19 protein-coding genes are annotated in these 19,365 nt (G+C 73.0%); 11 read left to right on the top strand and 8 right to left on the bottom strand.

Annotated elements, in window-relative coordinates:
- Window positions 1-107 precede the first annotated feature (107 nt).
- Complete coding sequence (locus AB0O09_RS32940; RefSeq protein ID WP_363548290.1) at window positions 108-4,391, top strand: LamG-like jellyroll fold domain-containing protein; 4,284 nt, start codon at window positions 108-110, stop codon at window positions 4,389-4,391.
- Between the two features lie 491 nt (window positions 4,392-4,882).
- The gene (locus AB0O09_RS32945) at window positions 4,883-5,284 is read left to right on the top strand and encodes a hypothetical protein (RefSeq protein ID WP_363548292.1); all 402 of its coding nucleotides are present in this window, start codon (window positions 4,883-4,885) and stop codon (window positions 5,282-5,284) included.
- A 10-nt stretch (window positions 5,285-5,294) separates the two neighbouring features.
- Here the strand turns inward: AB0O09_RS32945 and grpE are convergent, their stop codons facing one another.
- The gene (gene grpE / locus AB0O09_RS32950) at window positions 5,295-5,744 is read right to left on the bottom strand and encodes a nucleotide exchange factor GrpE (RefSeq protein ID WP_363548294.1); all 450 of its coding nucleotides are present in this window, start codon (window positions 5,742-5,744) and stop codon (window positions 5,295-5,297) included.
- 96 nt (window positions 5,745-5,840) lie between these two features.
- Here grpE and AB0O09_RS32955 point away from each other — a divergent pair, with 96 nt between their 5' ends.
- Window positions 5,841-6,206 carry a hypothetical protein gene (locus tag AB0O09_RS32955; protein WP_363548296.1) on the top strand — a complete coding sequence of 122 codons (366 nt, stop codon included), beginning with the start codon at window positions 5,841-5,843 and terminating at the stop codon, window positions 6,204-6,206.
- Window positions 6,207-6,242: 36 nt separating this feature from the next.
- Here the strand turns inward: AB0O09_RS32955 and AB0O09_RS32960 are convergent, their stop codons facing one another.
- The 3 genes from AB0O09_RS32960 to AB0O09_RS32970 form a co-directional block, all read right to left on the bottom strand.
- Window positions 6,243-6,986: a TetR/AcrR family transcriptional regulator gene (locus tag AB0O09_RS32960; protein WP_363548298.1), complete on the bottom strand. Its 744-nt coding sequence runs from the start codon at window positions 6,984-6,986 to the stop codon at window positions 6,243-6,245.
- Window positions 6,987-7,051: 65 nt separating this feature from the next.
- The gene (locus AB0O09_RS32965) at window positions 7,052-8,563 is read right to left on the bottom strand and encodes an MFS transporter (protein WP_363548300.1); all 1,512 of its coding nucleotides are present in this window, start codon (window positions 8,561-8,563) and stop codon (window positions 7,052-7,054) included.
- A 104-nt stretch (window positions 8,564-8,667) separates the two neighbouring features.
- Window positions 8,668-9,150 (bottom strand): MarR family transcriptional regulator, encoded by a 483-nt coding sequence (locus AB0O09_RS32970; protein ID WP_363548302.1) that lies wholly within the window; start codon window positions 9,148-9,150, stop codon window positions 8,668-8,670.
- A 99-nt stretch (window positions 9,151-9,249) separates the two neighbouring features.
- Between AB0O09_RS32970 and AB0O09_RS32975 the strand changes: the two genes are divergently transcribed.
- Window positions 9,250-9,660: an HGxxPAAW family protein gene (locus tag AB0O09_RS32975; RefSeq protein ID WP_363548304.1), complete on the top strand. Its 411-nt coding sequence runs from the start codon at window positions 9,250-9,252 to the stop codon at window positions 9,658-9,660.
- Here AB0O09_RS32975 and AB0O09_RS32980 read toward each other — a convergent pair.
- Genes AB0O09_RS32980 through AB0O09_RS32990 form a run of 3 tightly spaced genes read right to left on the bottom strand, consistent with a single transcriptional unit; the run spans window position 9,632 to window position 14,162 of the window.
- Complete coding sequence (locus tag AB0O09_RS32980) at window positions 9,632-10,615, bottom strand: antibiotic biosynthesis monooxygenase (RefSeq protein ID WP_363548306.1); 984 nt, start codon at window positions 10,613-10,615, stop codon at window positions 9,632-9,634. The genes AB0O09_RS32975 and AB0O09_RS32980 overlap by 29 nt on opposite strands.
- On the bottom strand, window positions 10,612-13,338 hold the full coding sequence (locus AB0O09_RS32985; protein WP_363548307.1) for a molybdopterin-dependent oxidoreductase: 2,727 nt from the start codon (window positions 13,336-13,338) through the stop codon (window positions 10,612-10,614). The genes AB0O09_RS32980 and AB0O09_RS32985 overlap by 4 nt, the downstream gene beginning before the upstream one ends.
- Window positions 13,335-14,162, bottom strand: coding sequence for an FAD binding domain-containing protein (locus tag AB0O09_RS32990; RefSeq protein ID WP_363548309.1), 828 nt, complete (start codon window positions 14,160-14,162; stop codon window positions 13,335-13,337). The genes AB0O09_RS32985 and AB0O09_RS32990 overlap by 4 nt, the downstream gene beginning before the upstream one ends.
- Window positions 14,163-14,448: 286 nt before the next feature.
- Between AB0O09_RS32990 and AB0O09_RS32995 the strand changes: the two genes are divergently transcribed.
- The 7 genes from AB0O09_RS32995 to AB0O09_RS33025 all read left to right on the top strand — a co-directional run bounded on the left by AB0O09_RS32995 (window position 14,449) and on the right by AB0O09_RS33025 (window position 18,734).
- Window positions 14,449-15,234, top strand: a complete 786-nt coding sequence (locus tag AB0O09_RS32995; protein ID WP_363548311.1) for a sterol desaturase family protein — start codon at window positions 14,449-14,451, stop codon at window positions 15,232-15,234.
- Window positions 15,231-15,647: an HIT family protein gene (locus tag AB0O09_RS33000; protein WP_363548313.1), complete on the top strand. Its 417-nt coding sequence runs from the start codon at window positions 15,231-15,233 to the stop codon at window positions 15,645-15,647. The genes AB0O09_RS32995 and AB0O09_RS33000 overlap by 4 nt, the downstream gene beginning before the upstream one ends.
- Before the next feature lie 47 nt (window positions 15,648-15,694).
- Window positions 15,695-16,219, top strand: a complete 525-nt coding sequence (locus AB0O09_RS33005) for a DUF4240 domain-containing protein (RefSeq protein ID WP_363548316.1) — start codon at window positions 15,695-15,697, stop codon at window positions 16,217-16,219.
- A gap of 83 nt (window positions 16,220-16,302) precedes the next feature.
- Entirely contained in the window at window positions 16,303-16,476 is a 174-nt protein-coding gene (locus AB0O09_RS33010; protein WP_199922877.1) for a hypothetical protein, read from the top strand.
- A gap of 93 nt (window positions 16,477-16,569) precedes the next feature.
- The gene (locus AB0O09_RS33015; RefSeq protein WP_363548319.1) at window positions 16,570-17,415 is read left to right on the top strand and encodes a pentapeptide repeat-containing protein; all 846 of its coding nucleotides are present in this window, start codon (window positions 16,570-16,572) and stop codon (window positions 17,413-17,415) included.
- Window positions 17,416-17,419: 4 nt separating this feature from the next.
- Entirely contained in the window at window positions 17,420-18,094 is a 675-nt protein-coding gene (locus tag AB0O09_RS33020; RefSeq protein WP_363548321.1) for a hypothetical protein, read from the top strand.
- Window positions 18,095-18,131: 37 nt separating this feature from the next.
- Window positions 18,132-18,734 carry a DUF4291 domain-containing protein gene (locus AB0O09_RS33025; protein ID WP_363548323.1) on the top strand — a complete coding sequence of 201 codons (603 nt, stop codon included), beginning with the start codon at window positions 18,132-18,134 and terminating at the stop codon, window positions 18,732-18,734.
- A gap of 16 nt (window positions 18,735-18,750) precedes the next feature.
- Here AB0O09_RS33025 and AB0O09_RS33030 read toward each other — a convergent pair whose 3' ends face one another.
- On the bottom strand, window positions 18,751-19,311 hold the full coding sequence (locus AB0O09_RS33030; protein WP_363548325.1) for an SLATT domain-containing protein: 561 nt from the start codon (window positions 19,309-19,311) through the stop codon (window positions 18,751-18,753).
- Window positions 19,312-19,365 lie beyond the last annotated feature (54 nt).

A 19,365-nucleotide genomic window follows, 5' to 3' on the forward strand; every position in this document is an offset into this window, starting at 1 on the left:
GGCGGGGGTGGAACGCGAGGCGCAGAGCGCTCGCGGCGTGCCTTGCCGCCGGTCTGCTGGTGGGGCCGGGCATCGTGGCGGCAGGTCCGGCCGCGGCGGACCCCGCCGTGACGGGGAGTAAGGGTACAGGGCAGGCACCGCCGCCGACGGACACGCCGGAGAGCCTCGCGGTCGCCGCGGCGAAGAAGACCGGCAAGCCGGTGGACGTGGCCGCGATGCGCACCGAGTCGAGCGACGTGGTGGCGCAGCCGGACGGCAGGCTGCTGTCGACGACCTACGTGCAGCCGAAGCGGGTGCGCCGGGCGGGCGCGTGGGTGGACATCGACCCGACGCTTCAGGTGCGTTCGGACGGCTCGGTGGCGCCGAAGGCGGCCACCGCCGACGTGGTGTTCTCCGGCGGCGGCGCCGGGCATCCGCTGGTGCGGATGGCGTCGGCCGGCAAGCAGCTGAGCCTGTCATGGCCGCAGGCGCTGCCGAAGCCGGTGGTGAACGGCTCCACGGCCGAGTACCGCTCGATCCTGCCGGACGTGGACCTCAAGCTGACCGCCACGCGCACCGGCTTCACCCAGGTCTTCGTGGTGCACAGCGCGGCCGCGGCGAAGAACCCGCAGCTGGACGCGCTCCGCCTGGGCATGAAGGGCGACGGCCTGACGGTCAAGGAGGCCGCGGACGGCTCGCTGAGCGCGGTCGACAAGGCCGCGGGCGGCACCGTCTTCCAGGCGCCCACGCCGGTGATGTGGGACTCCTCCACTCCGGTTGCGGCGCCCGCCGCGGCGAAGACCGCCTCCGCCAGGACGGCCGTCGCCGCCGCTGCCGCGGCCGACGCTCCTGCGGCCGGTGCGGACAAGGACGCGAGCGCGGAGCCGCAGCCGGGTGCGAAGGTGGCGAAGGTCGCGGTGGACTTCCCGTCCGCCCAGGACCGCCTCGTCCTGACGCCGAACCAGGCGATGCTGGACGACCCGGCCACCGTCTACCCGGTGATGATCGACCCGTCCTGGGACACCCCGGCCCGCGCCGGCTGGGCGGGCGTGTCGAAGTACTACCCGAACCAGGCCTACTGGCACTACACCTACACCTCCTCCTCGGTCTACGACTTCGGCGTCGGCTACTGCGGCGACACCAGCCGCTGCGCGCCGCTGGACGTGAAGCGGGTGTTCTTCCAGGTCCCGACGAGCCAGTTCGTTGGCAAGCAGATCCTCAAGGCCACGTTCGGCGTGTGGGAGAGCCACTCCTATTCGTGCACCAAGAAGCCCGTCGAGCTGTGGAACACCAAGTACTTCGACAGCAAGCTGACCTGGAACGCGCAGAACACCTTCGGCAGCAACGGCTTCTGGAGCCGCAACCTGCAGACGATCACCGACGCCAAGGGCTGGGGCGGTTCGGGCAGCACCTGCAGCGCGGGCGGCTGGCTGGAGTTCGGCGGCGACAACTCCTCCGCGGTCCGCACCCTCGTGCAGGACGGCGCGAACTGGGGCTGGCCCACCGCTTCCTTCGGGCTCAAGGCCACGGACGAGGGTGACACCAACGCCTGGAAGAAGTTCTCCGACGGCGCCTACCTGCAGGTCTACTACAACCTGCCGCCCAGGCAGCCGGCGATGAGTGACCTGACCATGTCTCCGGGCTCGGTCTGCTCGGCGACGACCGTCAAGGTGAACACCATGCCGCAGCTCACCGCCCGGCTCACCGACCCCGACGGCGAGGCGATCGGCGCACAGTTCGCCATCGGCTGGGACGACGGCACCGGGTGGAAGCGCCGGTGGTGGAACACGGGTGACGAGGCCACCCAACCGGCGTCCAACACCTTCAAGGCATCCGGTTCCCTGTTCAGCCTCACCCCACCTGCGGGAACACCCGTGAACCGGTATCTGACGTGGGAGGTCCGGGCCTGGGACGGCGCGCAGTGGGGCCCGTGGTCCTCCGACGGGGATCCGAGCGCCTGCTACGTGAACGTCGACACCTCGACCCCTGACGGCCCGGTCGTCACGTCCCCGTCCTACCCGATCTCCAAGGACGCCGGCGCCTCCCTGCCGTGGACCGACGGTGTGGGCCGTTACGGCACGTTCACCCTCGACTCGGTGGCCACCGACGTCGTCACGTACCAGTGGGGCCTGGACACCCAGGCGTCCGCAGCCCACCAGATCGCCACGAGCGGGGGTGCGGCCCGGACGATCAACGTCCTCCCGGAGACGCCCGGCCTGCACACCCTGACCGTCAAGTCGATCAACGCGGCCGGCACGGCCTCCCAGCCCGAGACGTACTACTTCAACGTCCGCAACGGGCTGGGCCAGCGTGCCGGATGGGCGCTGGACGAGACGAGCGGAACCACGTTCGCCGGCAACGGACGGACCGTCGACGCCACACTCGCCGCCGGCACCTCCGTCAACGCCACCGGGCACACGGGCGCCGCCCTCTCCTTCGACGGCACCGCCAACGGCTACGCCGACACCGAGACTTCGGTCGTCGACACGGCCAAGAGCTTCACCGTCTCCGTCTGGGCGAACATCGCGGACATCGCCGTCACGAGGACGGCCGTCAGCCAGGCCGGCGTCAACACCGCCTTCTTCGACCTGGGCGAGCGGTCCGGCAAGTGGTCGTTCACCACGTTCAGCCAGGACCTGGCCAACGGGTTCTCCTGGCAAGGGGTCAACTCCACCGCGGCCGTCGTGCCGGGTCGTTGGACCCATCTGACGGGCGTCTACGACTCCGCCGGCCAGAAGGTCTCGCTGTACGTGGACGGGGCACTCGCCGGGGAGAGCGCCGCACCCGCGTCGTTCAGCGCGGCCGGCCCCCTGGAGTTCGGCCGCCTGCGCTACATGGGCAAGAACGTCGACCCGTGGAAGGGGTCGCTCGACGAGGTCAAGCTCTGGGACCGGGCACTGACCGCGGCCGACATCGTCAAGGTCGCGGCGGACCAGGCGTTCACCACGGGGACCCCGGCCAGGGCCGTGTGGCACCTGGACGAGGCTGCCGGTGCCACCACGGTTGCCGGCACGTCCGAGAGCGAGACGCTGACCGCCTCCGGTGGGGTGCAGGTCGGTTCGACGGGCATCGCCGCGCAGGCCGCCCACTTCGACGGCGCGAGTGGCTACGCGAAGACCTCCCGCCCCCAGGTGGACGGTACGAGGAGCTTCGCGGTCGCCGCCTGGGTGAGGACGCCGAAGCCTGCCGACACGGACACGAAGACACGGGTGGTGGCCGGCCAGACCGGTCAGCACAACAACGAGTTCGCACTGTACTTCTCGGGCGCCACGAAGAAGTGGGTGTTCGGCCGGTACAAGGAGGACTCGACCGCGGACACGCTCACCCAGGCGATGCAGCCGGACTGTGCGGCCGGTACCACGGTCAACGGCGTGCCGTGCCTCACGGTCACCGACAACCAGTGGACGCACGTGCTCGGCGTGTCCGACGCCACGGCCAAGAAGCTGCGCCTGTACGTGAACGGCTTCCTGGTCGGCGAAACGGACTACGTCCAGACCACCCCGTGGGCGGCTCCCGGACCGGTCCAGGTCGGCGCGGGCTCGCACGAGGGCTCCACCATCGACTTCTTCAACGGCGACATCGACGACGTGCGTGTCTACGACCGTGTGGTGACCGCTCCGGAGGCCGCGGACATGGTGAACCAGCGCCCGCAGCTGGCGGGCCGCTGGAAGCTCGACACCTCCTCGGGCGACCCCAAGAGCTCGCCGGACGAGGGACCGGCGCACTCGGCGGCCGTGCTGGAGAAGAACGGGGCGGCGATTCTCGCCAACGGCGGACCGCTCCCCGTGCAGGGAACGCTGCAGCTCGACGGCGTCGCCGGGGCCGCGCAGAGCACCGGTGTCCCACTGCACACCGATCAGAGCTTCACGCTGGCCGGCTGGGCGAACACCGCCGGTGTCCCGACCCGGGACATGGCGGTGCTCTCGCAGACCGGGGCGACGGGTGGAGCGGTCACGCTGCGCTGGCACTACCTCAAGGACGATCCCACCACGGGCGAGCACCTGGGCGAGTGGCAGGTGTCCGTGGCCAACACCGACAGCACGGGTGCGGCCAGGACCACCGTGGCGCACTCGCCAGCGGCGAGCGTGTTGGAGATGTGGACGCACTTGGCGGTGGTGTACGACGCGCTGTCGGGCCGTCTGACGCTGTACGTCAACGGCTCGGTGGAGAACCAGTCGTGTGACGGGCAGGACGCCTCCTGCACCGTCCGTACCTCGTGGGCGCCGGCGGTACGGCCGTTCGACGCGACCGGTGGGCTGCAGTTCGGCCGCACCAAGAACGCCGGCGCGTGGGGCGAGTTCTTCTCGGGCGAGCTGGACGACGTGTGGGCCTACCAGGGCGTGCTGAGCCCGATCCAGATCGTGCAGCTGAGCAACTGCAACAACATCGTCGACACCGCCACCGGGCCGTGACCCGGTAGGCGTGACACGGGCCGGGCAGCAGACGCTGCCCGGCCCGCTTCACAGGGGCTTCCGGCACCGCCCGAGGGCGGACGAGTGGTCCACGAGTCAGACGGTCGGAGCGCTGAACCAGACTCGATGTGGTCCCGGAATCCATGACGTCGGCCGGCGGCTGTGCAGGTCACCTCGAGCAGCGCCTGGAGAAGGCTGAGGAAGCCCGGGATGCGGAACCGCCGTTGACGAGTCCGCCGGCGCTGCCGGAGGCTGTCCCGGACCGGACGTCAGAAGGCCGCCCGGGAACCACCGCTCAGGGAGGGAACCGTGCAGCCACGGACCCGGGCCGTACCCGCCCGCCTCGCCGCGGCCCTCGCCGCCGCGCTGCTCCTCGCCGGCTGCACGCCCGGGGCACGGCACACCGCGGCTCCCGCGTCGTCCGACGGCGGGCCGACCCACGGCAACCGGATCCACTCCACACGGGCAGCGAGGCGAGCCCGTCGTACTGGGTGCGGTCACCGACGGACCGGTTCGCCCTCCTGGTGGAGGAGACCGGGTCGAGGAGCGATCCCGGCGGCACCCGCCGCCGGGCGGTGATCAGGTCCTACGCGCCGTCGCCCTCGTCGACCGGCGAGGGGACGCTCGGGGCGGTGGTGTGGCGCGACACCGCGGAGTACGGCACCTTCGCCGACAACCCCACCTTCCGGTGGGAGGAGGCCCGGGACCGCGTCTGGATCGTCCTCACCCCCGGCGGCGTGCCGCACCCGTCGGTGGCGTTCCACGTGGTCACGGAGGGACCCGGCGGCGCCTGGTCGCCGCGCACGGTCGACAGGTCGGAGTACCGGGACGTCCCGGTGTCGGTCCGCGGGAGCATCCCGCAGCCGGTGCGCGGGGAGCTCGGGCTGTCCTGACCGCCGGTGCTCAGTCCGGGCCGGACGGCGGTTCGGCGACGACGACCTCGGCGGGGCGCAGCATCTGGTCGCCGACGCGGTAGCCGGTGCGGACGACCTCGATGCAGATCGGGCCGGTGACCACGGCGGACCGGGTGTAGCCCACGGCGAGGTGCAGCACGGGGTCGAAGGCTTCACCGGGTTCGCCGAAGGACTGCAGGCCGAGGGCGCCGAGCTCGCTCTCCAGCAGGTCGGCGACGGCGCCGAAGCCGTCGACGACCTCGCCGGCGGCGCGGGCCCGGTCGAGGGCGTCCAGCACGGGCAGTAGCCGGGCGAGCACGTTGGAGACGGCGATCTCGCGGACGGCGAGACGGTCGCGGTGGACGCGGCGGCGGTAGTTGTCGTACTCGGCCTTGAGGCGGCGCAGGTCCTCGTCGGGCCCGGCGTTCGGGCCCTCTCCGTCGCCTGCCGAGTGCGCCATGGACCGGACTCCCTCCGGACGGTATCCGCAGCCCCTGAAACCGGGATAATTCTGGATAAAGGGCTTGTCAAGGGCCGAGGCAGGGAGGTAGACGCGATGATCACCGAACTGGCCGTGGAGCGGGTCGAATTCACCTGCGGACAATGCTGGCACCACTGGTCCGTGGACTACGACGTCCAGCACTACCGCGACGACGACGGCACCGACTGGGAGTACTTCTCCCGCGACGGGATCGGTGCGGCGTCCCCCTACACGCCGGACGGCGGGGTTCCCTGTCCGCAGTGCGGGCGGCACTGGGTCGGCCACCTCGTGGCCCGGCGGCTGGTGCCGCTGGCCGGCTCCGGCGGGTCCGCGCCGCGCCACCTCGTCGAGGACCGGGAGAGCCACCGCCCGGAGCGGCACGGGGCGCCGCTGCTGTCCGGCACCGTGCACCACGAGCCGCACCCGGCGCCGCCCAGCTGACCACCGGCCACCGACCCGCCGGCCCGCGGACCGCGCTCAGCGCTGCGCGGCGACGGTGGCGTCGATGCCGGCCAGGGCGATGTCGAGCCCGGCCTCGAACTGGCTGTCGCGGGAGGCGCGCAGGCCGCCGTCCTCGGTGGGCGGCAGCAGGTCGGCGTTGTCGAGGAAGCGGGCGTCGGCCCGCTCGGCGACGCCGCGGACGACGCGGTTGAGTTCGTCCTCGTGGAGGCCGGAGGCCCGGACCCGTTCCTGCCACTGCGACTCGGCGAGCGCGAAGCCGTAGACGAACTGCAGCACCAGGCCGAGGGCGCCGCCGAGCCGCTCGCCGGTGAGCCCGGTGCGGCGGATCGCGCCGATCGCGCTGGTCGAGAAGAAGAGCGCGTTGGGGCCCAGGGCGAGGAACTGGCCGGCGAGTCGGGCGGCCCAGGGGTGTTCGTGCAGGCAGCGGCGGTACTCGTGGGCGAGCAGCCTGAGGTGGGCCCGCCAGTCGTCGCCGTCGCCGAGCGGCGGGATCCGCATGTCGCCGAAGGCCTCGTCGAGGGCGAGTTCGAGGAGTTCGTCCTTGTTGTCGACGTACCAGTAGACCGACATGGGGGTGACGTCCAGGGCGCCTGCGAGTTTGCGCATGCTGAAGGCCCGGACGCCGTCGGCGTCGAGCAGGGCGACGGCGGTGCGCACGATCCGCTCACGGCTGAGGCCTGCGGGCGCGCTGCCGCGGCGCCGCTCGCGGGGCGGCGCCACCCAGATGCTGACGGCCGGGTCGCGGGGCTTGTCCGCCATGCTCGTCCTTCGTGCTCGCTGCACGGCCGCCGGTGCTGCGGCCGTGCAGCGATCGTAGGGCCGGATCAGCCCGCCTGGGCCACCGGCTCGGCGGGGGTGGACGCGGCGGGCGGCGCGTCGGCGGCCCGGCTGAGCAGCCAGGCGGCGACCAGGCCGCCGGCCAGCACCGCGGCGGCGCCGATCAGCTGTCCTGCGGTGAGGCTGTCGGCGAAGGCCGAGCGGATCGTGCCGGCGGAGGCGCCGCCGGCGGCGAGGGCGTCGGGCAGCGAGCGGGCGGCGGAGTCGGGCAGCCCGGCGGGCAGTGCGGCGGCGAAGTTCGCGGCGAGCACGGCGCCGAGGACGGCCACGCCGAGCGAGTTGCCGAGTTCGCCGAGGGTGCCCATCAGGCCGGAGCCGACGCCGGCCTTCTCCGGCGGGATGGAGGTCATCACCGCGCCGGCCATGGCCGGCTGGGCGCAGGCGACGCCGGCGCCCATCATCACCAGGCCGAGCAGGATGCCCGGGTAGGAGCCGCCGTGGCCGAAGAGGGCGATCGCGGCGAGTCCGCCGGCCAGCAGCGAGAGGCCGGTGGCGATGGCGGCGGGCGGCGAGAGCCGTGCGGTGAGCCGCATGCCGGTGCCGGTGAGGTTGAGCGCGACGACGGTGAGGGCCATCGGGGCGGTGCGCAGGCCGGCGTCGAGCGGCCCGTAGTGGAGCACGAACTGCAGGTGCTGGGTGAGCAGGAAGAGCGAGCCGCCCATGCCGAAGCTGACCAGGACGCCGCCGGAGACGGCGCCGCGGAAGCGCGCGTTGCGGAAGAACGCGAGGTCGAGCAGCGGGTGTTCGATCCGGCGCTCCCAGAAGCCGAAGGCCAGCAGGAACAGCGCGCCGAGGCCGCCGGCGAGCAGGGTGCGGGGCGCCGTCCAGCCGTAGCCGGGGCCCTGGATGACGGCGTGGACGAGGCCGGTGAGGCCGGCCGTGGAGAGCACGGCGCCGAGCAGGTCGGGGCGATCGCCGCGCGGGTCCTTGGACTCGGGCACCAGCCGGCCGACGGCGATCAGGCCGAGGGCGGCGACCGGCAGGTTGACCAGGAAGGTGGAGCCCCACCAGAAGTGGTTCAGCAGCAGACCGCCGATGACCGGTCCGAGGGCGACGCCGAGCGAGGCGACGGCCGTCCAGGCGGCGATCGCCTTGGGCTGCTCGTCGGCGTCGAAGGTGCGGACGACGATGGCGAGGCTGGTGGCGAGCAGCAGGCTGCCGCCGACGCCCATGCCGGCGCGGGCGGCGATCAGTTGGCCGGGGTCGCCGGCGAGGGCCGCGGCGAGCGATCCGGCGCCGAACAGGCCGAGGCCGATCATCTGGACCTTCTTGCGGCCGTACCGGTCGGCGAGGCCCCCGGCGGCGATCAGCAGGCCGGCCTGGGCGAGCGAGTAGGCGCCGATGACCCACTGGGTCTGGGAGGTGGTGGCGCCGAGTTCCTCGGTGAGGGAGGGCACGGCGACGTTGAGGATGGTGTTGTCGAGGATCACGACGAGTTGTGCCAGACAGATGACCGCGAGGATCACCCATCGGTCCGGACGGCGCTGGGGATCGGTCACAGCCGGCTCCACTCTCTTCTACGGTGTACAAGGCTTGTACACCGTAGAAGAGAGTCCGCGCGGGGCGCCACCGGTTTACGGCGACGCATCCGCCCGGCGGGGCGTCAGAGTCCGGCGCGGATCTCGTCCAGCGACTCCTGCATCAGCGTCCGGGCCCGGGTGAACCAGTCGGCCAGCACGGCGACCTCCTCCGGGCCGTAGTCGGCGAAGAGGGCACCGAGGCGCAGGTAGAACGGCCCGTAGGCCTCCATGATCCGCTGCTGGGCCGAGGGGTCCATCGCGATCCGGACCTTGCGGCGGTCGTCCGGGTCGGGCGCGCGGCGCGCGTAGCCGGCCTTCTCCAGGCGGTTGAGCACCCCGGTGACGGCGCCGGTGGTGAGGTTGGCCCGCTCGGCGAGGTCGCCGGCGGCCAGCGACTCGCCCGCCAGCTCGGCCTCGATGAGGAAGCCGATGCAGGTCAGGTCGGTGGTGTTGAGGCCGAGTCGCGCCGCGATGTCCTGCTGCCCGAAGTGGGCGAGGGCGATCATCCGGTCCATCGCCTGCAGGGCCTGCTCGGGGGTCGCAGCCGGGCGCGGCTTGCCTTCCACGGACAGTCTCCTTAGCATCTAAGTTACTTAGCTCGTGAGATAAAAGTTCTGCCGGACGCGGGCCTGCGCCGACGGCACCATCACACCGTACGAGGAGACATGAGCGCACACGGCGACCACGACATGGGGCACACCGTCGCCGGCTGGACGGGCTCCCTGCTCGCCGTCGCCGGCACCGCGGTGGCCGGCACGGCGTTCGCGGCGGGCTCCACCGCCGTCCTGTGGGCGGGCCTGGCACTGCTGCCGGCCGCCGCCCTCACCACCTGGCTGCTGCACCTCGCCGGCTGGGGCAAGGCCACCGGCCCGCGCCCGCCCGGCCGCCGCGACTGGCGGCTGCGCGACCCGCACGCCCGGCACGGCCACCCCGACTGCCTCGGCTGCCGGCTGGCCGGACGCGGACACCGCGCACCCGCTCCCGGGCGGGCCGTCCCCGCGCCGGGGCGGGTGCGCGTTCAGGCGCCGCGGACCGGCACCGAACCGGTCAGGGCAGCGTCCAGAACTGCGTCGTGACCAGGTAGAAGACCACGACCCAGAACGCGGTCGCCGCGGCGACGATGCCGAGGCCGACGAGGTTGGTCCTCGTCCTCGGCTCGTCCGGCCTCGGTCGCAGCCACCGCTTGAGCAGCCGGTTCACGTAGTACGGCATCGTGACGAAGGTCATGATGAAGCTCGACAGCAGGTTGCCGACGAGCAGCCCGAGCCAGAGCGGCATGTGCGCCGGCGACAGGGCGAGCGTCAGCAGCACCACGGTCGGGTAGAGGCCGACCCAGACCGCGAGGGCGGTCTTGGCCTCCGAGGGCGGCGGCGCCTCCCTGCCGTTCTCCTCGAAGGCGAACCAGCTGCCGAACGAGTTGTCGATCGTGTGCAGCTTGAACTCGTTGAACTTCCGGCCCTCCTCCAGGATCTCCTGCCGCTCGGCCGAGGTCAGCCAGGCGTCGAGGTGCTCGGCGTTGTCGAACCGGTACAGCGTGGTCCACTCCTCCTGCAGCCCCTCGATCGGGCGGAAGAGCTCGGTGCCGCGGTAGCCCTCGAAGGTGCTCTCCTCCTGGCTCATGCGCTGCTGCCAGGCGAGGAAGTCGTCGACGTGGTTCGGGTGGACGCGGTGGGTGACCACCATGGTCACCAGCGGATCCGGCGGCCTGGCACCGCCGCTGACCACCTGCTGGGTGGCCGGGCCGTCGAAGTAGGCGCGGCCGACGTCGAGCAGGGTCTGCCGGGTGGCGCTGTTGATCCACGCCTGCAGGTGGGCGATCGAGTCGAACCGGTACACCACGACCCAGTCCGGCTGCAGGGCCGTCGGCGGGGAGATCTCCGCGCCGAGGTACCCGGTGTAGTCGGCGGCGGCGCTGTTGACGTCCAGCTGCCACGTCGCGTACTCCCGGTCCAGGCCGGGCCGGACCTTCTGGCCGATGATGGCCGTGGCTGCGGCGCCGTTGCGCTCCTCGGTGCCCATGTCGCCGCTCATGTCGTCCGCCCCGTCGGTGCCTGCCTGCTCCCGGCGAGCCGGCCGTAGATGCGCTCCGGGGTGAGCGGCAGCGCGCGGTGCCGGACGCCCGTGGCGTCGTGGAGCGCGTTCGCCAGCGCCGGGGCCACCGGGTTTATGCAGCACTCCGCCATGCCCTTGGACCGCATCGGCCCGAAGGAGTCCGAGGACTCCACCAGGAGCACCTCGGTGCGGGGGACGTCGGCGTAGGTGGGGATGCGGTAGTTGCGGAAGTTGGGGTTGACCATGACCCCGTCCGCGTCGACGTGGTGGTTCTCGGTCAGTGCGAAGCCGATCCCCTGGGCGACTCCGCCCTCCACCTGCCCGCGGACCTGCGCGGGGTTGATCACCACGGCGGCGTCGGTCGCCTGGACGCTGTAGAGCACCCGGATCTCGCCCGTCACCCGGTGGACGGCGATCCGGAACCCCTGCGTGTTGGAGGTGACGCTCCGGGGCGACCCGTAGGCCCGGCGGGCGGCGGTGAAGCGGATCCCGCGCGCCCGGGCCAGTGCGACGAGCTCGGCCAGGGACACCCGCCGGTCGCCGCAGACGACGCCGTCGTCGTCCATCGAGCACAGCACGACGTGGACGCCGGTGTGCACGGCGGCGAACTCCAGGATCCGGTCGCGCACGGCGTTGGCCGCCCGCAGGACGGCGTTGCCCGCCACGAAGAGGCCGGCGCTCGCGAAGGCGCCGGTGTCGAACCCGGTGCGGTCGGTGTCGGACTGGACCAGGCGGATCCGCGACGGCGTGGTGCCCAGCTGGTCGGCCGCGATCTGCACGTGGGCGGTCGAGGTGCCCTCGCCGAACTCGACCGTCCCGACCGACAACTCGTAGACGAGGTCGTCGCCGAGCGTGACCCACGCCTCCGAGACGTGGTCGGTCGGCGGAGCGGTCTCGTGCAGCGAACTCGCCACGCCCGTCCCGACCAGCCACCCCGGACCGGGCGGCGGCTCGTCGACCCGACGGGCCAGCGCGTCGGCCACCAGGTCGATGCACTTCCCGAGCCCGTCCTCGGTGAACATCACGTCGTCGGGGCCGTCGTGCATCGCGACCAGCGGATCGCCCGGACGCACGATGTTGCGCCGCCGCAGGTCGAGCGGGTCCATGTGCAGCGCGCGGGCCAGCTCGTCCATCGCCGACTCGACGGCGAACGCCGGCTGCGTCATCCCGTAGCCGCGCAGCGCCCCGCTCGGAACGGTGTTGGTGTACACGGAGTAGGCGTCGTACTTCTTGTTGGGGCAGCGGTAGATCATGACGGCCGCGCCGCCCGCGAACAGCGTCTCGCCGCCGTGGTTGCCGTAGGCGCCGGTGTTGGACACGTTGCGCACCTGGAACGCCGTGAGGGTGCCGTCCGCCTTCGCGCCGAGCCTGACCGTCAGCGTCATCGGGTGCCGGGGCGAGGCGGTGGTGAACTCCTCCTCGCGGGTGTACTCGAAGCAGACCGGCCGGCCGGTGTCCAGGGTGGCGAGCGCGACCAGGTCCTCCGAGATCACCTCCTGCTTGCCGCCGAAGCCGCCGCCGACGCGCTTGCAGAACACCCGCAGCTGGTCCGGCCGCAGCGCGAAGAGGTAGGCGAGCTTGACCTTGGCGATGGACGGCGACTGCGAACTGGTGCGGACGTTCAGCCGGCCGTCCTCCATCCAGGCGATCGATCCGTGGGTCTCCAGGTGCGCGTGCTGCACCCGCGGCGAGGAGTACGTGCCTTCGTGGATCACGTCGGCCTCGGCGAACCCCGCGTCCACGTCGCCGATGTGCGAGTGGAGTTCGAGCAGGATGTTGTGGACGGGGTCGCGGACGAAGGGGTCCGCCGTGCCGTGCAGCTGCGGCGCCCCCTCGGCCATGGCCTCCTCGGGGTCGAACACCGCCGGCAGGGGCTCGTAGTCGACGACGACCCTGCGGCAGCCCTCCTCGGCCGCCGCGACCGTGTCGGCCAGCACGGCGACGACGCGCTGGCCGACGAAGCGCACCGTGTCGTCGAGGACGAAGGTGTCGTCCGGATCGACGAGGTGGTCGGTGTGGATCGCGGTGGTGAAGCGCTTGCGCGGCACGTCCTCCCAGGTGTAGACCCGCTGCACCCCGGGGACGGCGAGCGCGGCGGTCTTGTCGATCGAGACGATCCGGGCGTGCGCGTGCGGCGAGTGCAGGACCTTGAGGTGCAGCATGCCGTCGACGTGCGTGTCCATCGTGAACTCGGCGCGGCCGGTGACCACGTCGTTGGCCGCCGGCGCACCGACGCTCGTCCCGACGGCCTTGCCGGGCGCGGCCGTCTCCACGCCGGCGACGCCCCGTACGGCGTCCTCGATCGCCCGGTAGCCCGTGCAGCGGCAGAGGTTGCCCTTCAGCGCCCTCGGCAGGTCCTCCTTCTGGGCCTCGGTGAAGGTGGCCGAGGTCATGATCATCCCTGCGGTGCAGAAGCCGCACTGGAAGCCCGGGGCGTCCCGGAACCGGCGCTGCATCGGATGCAGGTTCCCCGGTGACCCGAGGCCCTCGATCGTCGTGACCTCACGGCCCTCCGCACGGAAGGCCGGGGTGATGCAGCTGTGCACCGGAGTGCCGTCCACCCACACCGTGCAGGCGCCGCAGTCGCCCGCGTCGCAGCCCTTCTTGACGCCGTGGTGGCCGAGTTGCCGCAGGAAGGTGCGCAGGCACTGGCCGGGGGCCGGTTCCTCGTCGAAGCCCCTGCCGTTCACGGTGTAGGTCATGCCGGGCCCCCGGCGGTGAGTTCGCGGCGAATCTCTTCGGCGAAGTGCTGGGTCAGGTGGCGGCGGTGCTCGGGGGTCCCGTTGGGATCCGCGAACCAGACGCCGTCGGGGATCGCGTCGACGGCGCGCCGCAGCGCGTCGGCGTCGGGCATCGTGTCGAAGGCCAGGCGCACGGGCCGCGTGGTGCCGGCGGTCACGGTGAGCAGCAGGTCGCTCGTGCCCGGCGTCCGGGTGCCGATGAGGAAGACCGTCGAACGGCCGAGGCGGGTCAGCGAGAAGCGGCGGTGCGCGGTGCGTTTGCGCAGGGCGCGCGCGGGGATGTCGATGCGCCGCAGGATCTCCCCGGGCGCGAGGACGTTCCGGTTGTTGCCGGTGACGAAGTCGTGGGCGTCGACGGTGCGCACCGACCCGTCGGCGGCCCACAGTTCGTACGTCGCCTCCAGGGCGACGGTCAGGGTGATCATCGGGCCGGCCGGCAGCGACATGCAGATGTTGCCGCCGACGGTCGCCGAGTTCCAGACCTTGAACGAGGACAGGAACGCCTCGCAGCTCGTCGCCAGGAGGTGGCCGGCCGTCCACTCGCCGGGCGGCTCGAAGGCGTGGAGGTCACGGACCGTGCACGTGGCGCCGATCGCGAGACCGGTGTCGCTCGGGACGAGCGGCTCCCAGCGTAACGACGTCAGGTCGATCAGGCGGTCGAGGTGCGGCTGCTCCACGGAGTACAGCCAGGTCCCGCCGGCGAGCCAGGCGTCACCCTCGCGCCAGTCCGCACCCGGCAGGTCGGCCGGTCGCCGCACGACTTCGGTGATGGTGTTGAGGTCCATGGCAGTTGATCCCGCCTCGGTGGACTCGCCGAATCCGACGGGTCGCGACGTGCGCCGGGAGCGGGCACAACCTCGAGCGACAGAGTCATGTTCCGGCCGCTGCGGTCGAGCTGTTCGAGGAAGGACCGGCGGGCGCTGGATTACCTTTCGAGCGTATACCGGAACGGGCCGGCAGGTGCGGCCGGACGGCCGCGGCCGGGGACCCGGCCCGGGGGGGCGGCCCGCCCCGGGAGTCGCGGGGCCCGCGGGGCTGCCCTGCGTCGCGGGCCCGTGGCAGGCTGGGCCGGTGGACGGATTCCTGGGGTGGGCCGCCCGGCTGGGTGCGGGCGAGGTGGTGGCGGGGGCGCTGCTGCTCAACGCGGTGCTGTTCGTCGCGGCGGTGGCCGCCGGGCGGGTGCTGGTGCGGCGCTACGGGGACCGCCGGGTGGCCCCGCCGCCCGGCCCGGTGACCGGGGCGGAGGTCGCCCTGACGGCGGTCGCCCTGCTGATCAACAGCGGCGTGGGGGTAGCCGGGTGGGCGCTGTGGAAGGCGGGCCTGGTCACCCTCTCGGCCTCGACCGGTCCGCGGGTGCTGCTCGAACTCCTGGCGTTCACCCTGGTCATGGACGTCCTGGCGTACGCGGCGCACTGGATCGCGCACCGCCGCCGGCTGTACCGGCTGGCCCACGAGCTCCACCACCGCTACCCGGATCCGCGGCCGTCGACGCTGTTCGTGCTGCACCCGCTGGAGGCGCTGGGCTTCGGCGGCGCCTGGCTGGCGATCCTGACGGTGTGGGAGCTGTCGGCGCTCGCCCTGGGCGGGTTCGTACTGCTCAACCTGGTGTTCGGGCTGCTCGGCCACCTCGGGGTGGAGCCGCTGCCGGCCCGGGTCCGGCGGTGGCCGGTGTTCCGCTGGGTGGCGCTGCCGATGTTCCACGTCGGCCACCACCTCGACCCGGGCGTGAACTTCGGTTTCTACACCACCGTGTGGGACCGGCTGTTCGGGACGGTCGACCCCGCGTACGACCGGATGCGACACGCCGTCGACCCTGCCGCCGCCCGGCTGCCGGATGCCCTTCAATCACCGGCATGAGCTGCATCTTCTGCGAGGTCGTGGCGGGCGGGGCGGACACCCACCGGGTGTTCGAGGACGAGGCCGCGGTCGCCTTCCTGGACCACCGTCCGCTGTTCCCCGGCCATGTCCTGGTGGTGCCGCGTCGGCACGTACCGACGCTGACCGACCTGCTGCCGGAGGAGATCGGGCCGTACTTCGCCCGGGTCCGGCGGATCACCGCGGCCGTCGAGTCCGCGATGGCGGCGGCCGGCAGCTTCGTCGCCGCGAACAACCGGATCAGCCAGTCGGTGCCGCACCTGCACGTCCACGTGGTGCCGCGCAATCCCAAGGACGGCCTGCGCGGCTTCTTCTGGCCGCGGACGCGCTACCGCGACGAGGCGCACGCCGTGGAGACGGCCGCCCTGGTCACCGCCGCACTGGCCGCCGGCTGACCGGCTCCGGGGCTGCCCTGTCAGAGCGGTACGGCATGCTCCGGACCATGGACGAGCAGCAGTTCTGGGACCTGATCGAAGCAGCGCGCCGGCCGGGACCGGACGACGCCGGGGCCGTGGTCGAGCGGGCCACCGCCCTGCTCGCCGTCCGGCCGCGGCAGGAGATCCTCGCCGCACAGCAGTTGCTGTGGGACGCGATGGCGGAGTCGTACCGCGGCGACCTGTGGGGTGCCGCGTACCTGATCAACGGCGGCTGCTCGGACGACGCCTTCGACTACTTCCGCGGCTGGCTGATCGTCCAGGGCCGGGAGGTCTTCGAGCGGGCCGTCGCCTCGCCGGACTCGCTCGCCGAGTTGCCGTCCGTCCGCGAAGCGGCCGCGAACCACGCGGACCTGGACTGCGAACGCACGCTCGGCCTCGCCTGGGACGCCCATCTCGCCGCCACCGGCGAGCAGATGTCCGGCGACTGCTACACGATCGCCTACCCGGAGATCGTCTTCGACTGGGACTTCGACGACCCGGCGGAGACCGCCCGGCGCCTTCCCCGGCTCGCGGCCCTGTACGGGGAGTGAAGCCGGCATCCGCGCCCAACACGCGTACCCGACACGCGCCTCGGCACCGGCCGCCCGCGCCCGGCCCCGCGCACAATGACGGTATGACAGTTCCCTTGAAGTTCAGCGGGGCCTCGAAGAACCTGACCTTCGACGAACTGGAGAAGTTCGTCCACGCCGCACGCAGGGCGGGGGTGGTCGGCAAGCAGCCCGTCACCGCCGTCGTCTCCACCACCGGCAAGCTCAAGCAGCTCCAGGTCCTCCTCGACGAGGAGTGACCGGCCCGGGTCGGGGTGACGGTCCGGGGTCCGGGTCCGATCGGCGAGAATGGTCGGGTACCGAGCACGTCCGCACCGAGGAGACGACCCACGTTGGCCAGCCGGCAGCCCTCCCCCGCGCCCACCCCGGACCGTCCCGACCTGCGGTCCGACTGCTCGCGCTGCTTCGGCCTGTGCTGCGTGGCCCTGCCGTTCGCCGCCACCTCGGACTTCGCCGCCACCAAGGACGCCGGCACCCCCTGCACCAACCTGCAGGCCGACTTCCGCTGCGGCATCCACACCCGGCTGCGGGAGGCGGGCTACCGGGGCTGCACCGTCTTCGAGTGCTTCGGCGCGGGCCAGAAGGTCTCGCAGATCACCTTCGGCGGCGAGGACTGGCGGCAGGACCCGGGCTCGGCCCGGCGGATGTTCGCCGTGTTCCCCGTGCTGCGGCAGCTGCAGGAGCTGCTGCACTACCTCGCCGAGGGCCTCGCCCTGCCCGCCGCCCGTCCCGTCCACGAGGAGCTGCAGCGCGCCTTCGACGCCACCGAGCGGCTCACCCTCGGCACCGCCGAGGAGATCACCGCGCTGGACGTCCCCACCGTCCGCCAGGAGGTCAACGCCCTGCTGCTGCGGGTCGGCGAGCTCGTGCGGGCCGGCGTGCCCGGCCGCACCCGCAACCACCGCGGTGCCGACCTGATGGGCGCCCGTCTCAAGGGCGCGAACCTGCGCGGCGCCAACCTGCGCGGCGCGCTGCTGATCGCCGCCGACCTGCGCAGGGCCGACCTGCGCAGCGCCGACCTCATCGGGGCCGACCTGCGGGACGCCGACCTGAGCGGGGCCGATCTCACCGGCGCGGTCTTCCTCACCCAGTCGCAGGTCAACGCCGCCCGCGGCGACGCCGCGACCCGACTGCCGGCTGGCCTGGACCGCCCGGCCCACTGGGCGCCGGCCCGCTGATCCCGTGGGCGACGTCGTGGACGATCCCGTGGACGATCCGGTGGAGGCGCTCTGCGTCCGGCTGCACCTCGGTCTGCGCGGCGAGGGCCCGTTGGCGGCGGCCGACGCCGCCGCGCTCGGCTGTGCGCTGCTGGACCTCGGCCACCAGGGCCCGGCGGTCCGCGAGGCGGTGGAACGCCGACCGGCCGACGTCCCACCGGCCGATGCCGCCGACCTCGCCGCACGGCTGCTCGCCGAGGCCGGCTTCGAGCCCGGCTTCGACCTGGTGCCGGAGCGGCTGGAGACCCTGCGCCGGGCGCTGGAGCACGTCCTGCGCGATCTCCCCGGGGCCGGGGGCCCCGGGGCCCGGCTGGTCGTCCAGGACGCCTGGTACCCGCCCTCCGCGGGCGTCGTCCTGGCGGACGGTCGGCTGCACGGCGGCGGCCTGCCCGTCTGTGCCGGCGGCGACCCGGTCACGGCGGTGGCGGCCGTCGCCGCGCACGTCCAGGAGAGCCTGATGGAGCGCGACCGCCGGGCCCTGCCGCTCTGCCCCGACCACGGCCTCGGTCTGCACGCCGTCCGGCACCCCGACGCCGCCGTCTGGTGGTGCGCGGCCGGCGGCGGCCACCCGGCCGCCGCGATCGGCCGGTTGCCGCGGACGGGCCGAAATCGGGATGACCGCCCGGGGCGCCGCGCATAGGCTCCGCGGGATGTCCGCGCACAGCCCTGGAGTCCGAGTGACCGATCAGCCGTTCCGCGCCGTCCGGGCCACCCACGACGGCCGGAGCCTGACCGTCTACCAGGCGTACCCGGTGGGGATCGCGGAGACGGCGCTCGCGGCGGGCACCTTCGCGCCCCCGTTCAAGCGGGAGCGGATGACCTGGATCAAGCCCTCGTTCCGCTGGATGATGTACCGCTCGGGCTGGGCGTCCAAGCCGGGCCAGGAACGGGTGCTGGCCGTCCGGATCAGCCGGGACGGCTTCGAGCAGGCCCTCGCGCTGGCCTGCCCCAGCCACCACGACCGGCGCTGCCACGCCACCGCGGAGGAGTGGCGCGCGGAGCTGGCGACCAGCCCCGTCCGGGTGCAGTGGGACCCGGAGCGCTCCACCCGGCTCGGCGCGCTGGAGCACCGAGCCCTGCAACTCGGCCTGTCCGGACGGGCGGTGGCCGGTTACGTCGACCACTGGATCCTGGGGATCACCGATGTGACCGCGCTGGCGCACGAGGTCCGGGCACTCGTCCGCGACGGCCGCACCGACCTCGCCGACGCGCTGATCCCGACCGAGACCCCGTACCCGCTGCCCGAGCACCTCGCCGCCCGGATCGGCGCCGACCACTGAGCCGGGCCGTCTCCGGTCAGCCGACGGTCTCCTGACGGCCGATCAAAAGCTCGCGTCCCTGCGGCGGCACCGGACCGGGCGGCAGCGCCACCTGCGGGTCGGAGGCGCTGCGCACCCGCGTCCAGGAGTCGTGGTCGGCCTGGACGATCTCCTCGTACGCGGCCAGGAACTCCGCCACCCGCTCCGGCTCGGGCTCGGCCCCGGCCAGCCCGGCGCGGTGGAAGGCGAGCCGGCGCTCCAGCACGGCCAGCCGGTGCACGGTGTCGGAGCGCTGCAGCCAGAGCGCGCGGTGCGAGAAGAAGGCCTGCCAGGCGGCGAGCACGGTGATCGCCGCACCGAGGCCGAGGGCGACGTCGGACAGCCACTGCCGGGCCGGCTGGCCGACCTGGACGCCGAGCAGCACGGTGATCACCGCCGACAGGCCCACCGTGGAGATCTGCAGTCCGAAGGCGCGCCTGCGGTCCGCGTCCCGACGCCGGGTGCGGATCCGCAGCTGGCTGTGCACCTCGGCTTCCACGAAGGCCAGTTGACGGCTGACCGGACTCGCGTCCGCACCGTCCGCAGTGTTCCCAGCCATGGCCCGCGTTCCTCTCCCCCGCCTTCAAAGCGGCCAGTCTGCCAGCCCGCCCGG

The organism is Kitasatospora sp. NPDC093679 (genome assembly GCF_040683455.1).
In the GTDB taxonomy this organism is placed as follows: Bacteria; Actinomycetota; Actinomycetes; order Streptomycetales; family Streptomycetaceae; genus Kitasatospora; species Kitasatospora arboriphila.